Genomic DNA, 3,683 nt, shown 5'->3' with positions numbered 1-3,683 from the left:
GCCCGGCGATGTCGGCGCGGATGGCGTCGGCCTTTTCCGCGGAGCCGCGCGCCTGCTCCTCGATGACGCGCTCGAGCAGGCTGACGACGAAGGTGACGCCGGAAGCCTTCACCGCCTGCAGGTCGACGGGGGAGAGCAGGATCGGCTTCTTGGCGTCGCGCTGAGACTCGAAGCTGTTGGCTGCGATGTCTTCCAGTGTGCCGATCGCCTTGGCCCGGGCCGAGCGCACGTAGGCGGCCGGGTCCTTCAGCTCGCAGAGGTCGCGCACGGTAGGCGCCGCGCTCGACGTGATGTCGATGACCTCGCCTGCGCGCACCGTGACCACCAGCGGATGGGAGGCTTCGCTGATCCTGGCGCGGCCGACGAAAAGGCCGTCGCCAGGGAGGCGGGTTAAATCGGTCATGGTCTTCTGTCCTCTCGATTGTCGCGCGGCACTTTCCCCGGATTTAAGGCAAACGTCTATCCCATCGATGGCGAGGTTATGAGCCAATGGCATGCTGTCACATAGCCAAGCGCCGACTGGCCCATCGGGTCCCCTTTCAAGCTCATGAAATCAGCAATAGGATTTTCACGAGCCTCCAGCGCCTCAGGTGACCAATTGCCCGCAGCCTTTTCCGATCCGATCTGGCAAAAGCCCCCAACAGCTCCGGCGTTGCAGTCCGAGCTGTCGAGCGACGGCACGCTCGACGCGGTGATCGTCGGCGGCGGCATCATGGGTCTGTCGACCGCCTTGCACGCGGCCCGCGCCGGTCTTTCCGTCCAGGTGCTGGATGCCGGCGCGATCGGGCAGGGCGCGTCGGGCTTGAACGGCGGCCAGGTCATTCCCGGCCTCAAATATGATCCCGAATGGCTGATCGAGCACTTTGGCAAGGAGCGCGGCGAGGCCCTGGTCGACTTCGCCGCCTCGACGGCCGACGCGGTGTTCGACGTGATCCGTGACGAGAAGCTTGCGGTGCCGTTCACGCGGAACGGTTGGATCCAGGCCGCGCACACCGAGACCGCATTGAAGGCGGCGGCGAACCGGGATCGGCAATGGCGGGCTCGCGGCGCCGACGTCAAGCTGCTCGACCGAGCCGAGATCGCCGCGATGACCGGCGCCAAGGGCTATCTTGGCGGCTGGCTCGACCGCCGCGCCGGCGTCATCGATCCGCTGTCCTACACGCTCGAGCTTGCCCGCGTCGCCTCGGACGTCGGCGTCGGGATCGCCGAACAGCAGCGGGTGGTGAGGCTCACCAAGGAAGCGGGCGTCTGGCGGGTCTCCACGCAAGGCGGCGCCGAACTGCGCGCGAAGGCGGTCGTGCTCGCCACCAACGCCTATACGGACGGCCTGCTCCCCGGGCTTGCCGGGACGATTGTGCCTCTGCTTTCCTTCCAGATCGCCACGGCGCCGCTGCCGGCCGAGCTTGCGGCAAGCATCCTGCCCGGGGGGCAAGCCTTTTCCGATTCCCGCCGCATCTTGGTCTATTACCGCAAGGGCCCTGATGGCCGGATGGTGTTGGGTGGACGCGGCCGCATGGCCCTGCCTTCAAGCGCGGCCGACTGGGCGCATTGCGAACGCGCGCTGCTGCGCCTCTATCCGGCGCTTGCCGGCATCGCCGTCGAAAAGCGCTGGTTCGGCCGTGTGGCGATGACCCCGGATCATCTTCCGCACCTGCATGAGCCGGAGAAGGGCCTGCTCGCCGTGGTCGGTTGCCAGGGCAGGGGCGTCGGGCTGATGAGCGCGCTGGGCAAGCGCATGGCGGGTTACCTCGCGACCGGCGATGTCAGTCAATTGCCTTTCCCGCTGTCGCCGATCCGGCCGATCCCGCTCCACGCCTTCCGCCAGGTCGGCGTTGCCGCCACCATCGCCTGGTATCGGATGCTGGATGCCTTCGAGCGCTGAGTTGAACGCGTGCAGCGCATCACCGATTTAGCTTGACAGTTTCAGGAATATGAAAAATCATTGGCGGATTTCAAAATCCGATGGGCAGCTAGCAGATGTCCACCATCGTTGCAGCGCGGCCATCGCCGGAAACCCGCATCTCGCCGGTCTTCCGCTTTGCCATGCTGTTGCCCGGCGGGCTGGTCACCTTCTTCCTCATCCTCTTTGCCCTCGGCCTTGTGCTCTTCCTTGCCTTCAGGAGCAATGACGGCTCGCTGCTCGGCGCCGGCTTGACCGCGGCAAACTTCGTAACTGTGGCCACCGATCCGCTCTACTGGACGGTGACGCTGCGCTCGCTGGTCATCGCCGGCCTGGTGACGCTCGCCACCGTCGCTACTGCATATCCGGTCGCCTACTACCTCGCCTTCCATGCCGGCCGTCGGCGCAACCTGCTGCTCTTCCTGGTCACGCTGCCGTTCTGGACCAGCTACCTTTTGCGCGTCTTTGCCTGGAAGATCGTGCTTGCCTATAACGGCGTCCTGAACTCGGCTTTCATCGAAAGCGGCCTCTGGTCGGAGCCGACGCTCGCCTTCCTCAACACGCCGGCGGCGGTGGTGGTGACGCTTGCGCACGCCTACGCGCCTTTCGCCATCCTGCCCATCTACGTGGCGCTGGATACCATCCCGAAATCGCTGCTCGAAGCCGCCTCCGATCTCGGCGCGCGCCCGTTCACGTCGTTCCGCCGCGTCGTGCTGCCCAATTCGATGCCGGGCGTGCTGGCGGCGGCTCTCGTCGTCTTCGTGCCGACCGTCGGCGACTATGTCACGCCGGCTATGGTCGGCGGCCCGGCCAGCACCATGATCGGCACGCTGATCCAGTCGCAATTCGGCAAGGCCAATGACTGGCCGTTCGGCGCGGCCCTGTCGGTCTGCGTCATGCTGGTCATCCTGTGCGTGGTCCTGGTCGCGCGCGGCGCCGACCGCCGGTTTGGCAGCCGCACATGAGCGCGGCGCGCAAAGAGGCAAATGCGGGCGGTCGCTGGCTCGGCCTCTATGTGCTTGCCTATCTCGTCTTCCTCTATCTGCCTATCCTTTTGATCCCGCTGTTTTCCTTCAACGATTCCATCCAGGCGGCGTTTCCGCTGCAGGGCTTCACGCTCGGTTGGTACGAGACCCTCTACGGCAATCCGGCGCTGTCCGGCGCTTTGGCCAACAGTCTCGTCATCGGTGTCGTTGCTGCCTCGGGGGCAACGCTTTGCGGCATCACCGTTTCCTATATGGACCTTTACGGCCGCTCGCCGCTCGCGGCTACGATCAGTGCCATAGCCCGGCTGCCGATCCTAATCCCCGGCGTCATCGTCGGCATCTCGCTCTTGATCCTGGTCAATCTCATTGGCCTCGGCCCGTCGCGCGTTGCAATCGTGCTCGGCCATATCCTGGTGGCGCTGCCGACGACGGTGGTGGTGATGCGCAGTCGATTCGCCGCGATCCCAAAGACCATTCGCGAGGCGGCGCTCGACCTTGGGGCGTCGGACTGGACAACGTTCCGGCGCGTCATGCTTCCGCTCAGCCTGCCGGCGGTGCTGTCGGCCTTCATGCTCGCCTTCCTGACCTCCTTCGACGAGTTCATCGTCGTCTTCTTCCTCGCCGGCACCGAGCCGACGCTGCCGCTCTACATTTGGAGCCAACTGCGCTTCCCGCGTTCGCTGCCCACGGTGATGGCGCTCGGAACGGTGATCCTGGCCGTGTCCTTCGTCATCGCCACCCTCGCCGAGATCCTGCGCCATCGCGGCCTCGGCGCCGCGCGCCGCAATCCAGCCTGA

3 protein-coding genes and 1 pseudogene are annotated in these 3,683 nt (G+C 65.7%); 3 read left to right on the top strand and 1 reads right to left on the bottom strand.

Annotated elements, in window-relative coordinates; translation table 11 throughout:
• Positions 1-403, bottom strand: a pseudogene (locus EOA60_RS23410) (fumarylacetoacetate hydrolase); the annotation flags it as partial.
• A gap of 195 nt (positions 404-598) precedes the next feature.
• On the opposite strand from EOA60_RS23410, the gene EOA60_RS23405 reads away from it, so the two are divergent.
• From EOA60_RS23405 to EOA60_RS23395, 3 genes are all read left to right on the top strand, one after another.
• The gene (locus tag EOA60_RS23405) at positions 599-1,882 is read left to right on the top strand and encodes an FAD-dependent oxidoreductase (RefSeq protein ID WP_095823849.1); all 1,284 of its coding nucleotides are present in this window, start codon (positions 599-601) and stop codon (positions 1,880-1,882) included.
• Positions 1,883-1,977: 95 nt separating this feature from the next.
• Positions 1,978-2,865 carry an ABC transporter permease gene (locus tag EOA60_RS23400; protein WP_095776234.1) on the top strand — a complete coding sequence of 296 codons (888 nt, stop codon included), beginning with the start codon at positions 1,978-1,980 and terminating at the stop codon, positions 2,863-2,865.
• Complete coding sequence (locus tag EOA60_RS23395) at positions 2,862-3,683, top strand: ABC transporter permease (protein ID WP_067327787.1); 822 nt, start codon at positions 2,862-2,864, stop codon at positions 3,681-3,683. Before EOA60_RS23400 ends, EOA60_RS23395 begins: the two co-directional genes overlap by 4 nt.

The sequence above is a fragment of the Mesorhizobium sp. M1A.F.Ca.IN.020.06.1.1 genome, assembly GCF_004023265.1.
In the GTDB taxonomy this organism is placed as follows: domain Bacteria; phylum Pseudomonadota; class Alphaproteobacteria; order Rhizobiales; family Rhizobiaceae; genus Mesorhizobium.
The sequence above is the reverse complement of the archived record's forward strand: the minus strand, read 5'-3'. Positions and strand labels throughout refer to the sequence as shown.

Bases quoted from the DNA above. Each gene is read 5' to 3' on its own strand.
- EOA60_RS23400 (WP_095776234.1), top strand. From the start codon at position 1,978: ATGTCCACCATCGTTGCAGCGCGGCCATCGCCGGAAACCCGCATCTCG.
- EOA60_RS23395 (WP_067327787.1), top strand. From the start codon at position 2,862: ATGAGCGCGGCGCGCAAAGAGGCAAATGCGGGCGGTCGCTGGCTCGGC.